Origin of the sequence: Veillonella sp. CHU740 (assembly GCF_003992055.1) — a bacterium.
In the GTDB taxonomy this organism is placed as follows: domain Bacteria; phylum Bacillota; class Negativicutes; order Veillonellales; family Veillonellaceae; genus F0422.
Genome location: NZ_RQVD01000027.1, coordinates 1 through 735 on the forward strand (window position 1 = coordinate 1; position 735 = coordinate 735).

The window sequence follows — 735 nt, forward strand, 5'->3', positions numbered from 1 at the left end:
GTTAGTTTATTTGCATTGCCAGCATCTGTAACATTAGTAGCCACTATAGGCGTTACTGTAATAGCACCATTATTATTCTCAACAGTTAATGTGTTCGCATCACCAGAAGCGACAGATTTCACTGGATTTAAACCAGAAATTGTAGCTGTTTCATCTGTTACTTTGCCATTAGCATCTACATATTTTAACGTAACAGTTCCATCATTCACAGTATACGCTTCTGGTTTAATATGACGTTCTGCTGTTTTATCTACTTTACCTTCTACTTTTTCATTGGTAGCGTTCAACTGTTTACCTGTCACAGCATCAGTAGAACTATCTGTTAATGCAGCATCTGCTAGGTTAGTCACTTTAGCTCCACCTACATTAACACCATTACCATTGATTGTTACCGTTTTACCAGCACCAGTGAAAGTCAATCCAGTATCACCTGTAATAGACGTAATACCTGTCAACGCTGGGTTTACGTTATATTTGTAAGGATCATCTACTGTGCCATTTCCCGTAACAGTTGTATTTGTACCTTTGTCAAAGTTCGGTTTTACCGCAGAGACGGTGTATGTTTTCTTACCTGTTGTTGCATCTGTATTTGGAGTAACTGTAATACCATTACCTTGTACGACTTCTGTGCTTAGTCCTGTGATTACTTTTTTACCATCATCTGTAATGTTGGATAAGGCTTTATTTGCCAATGGATTTGTTGCATTATTGATGGCTGTATTGACTACGCTTGCT

1 pseudogene is annotated in these 735 nt (G+C 38.0%); it reads right to left on the minus strand.

The annotated features are described in order from the left end of the window. A pseudogene (locus EO115_RS08415) lies at positions 1-735 on the minus strand (hypothetical protein); the annotation flags it as partial.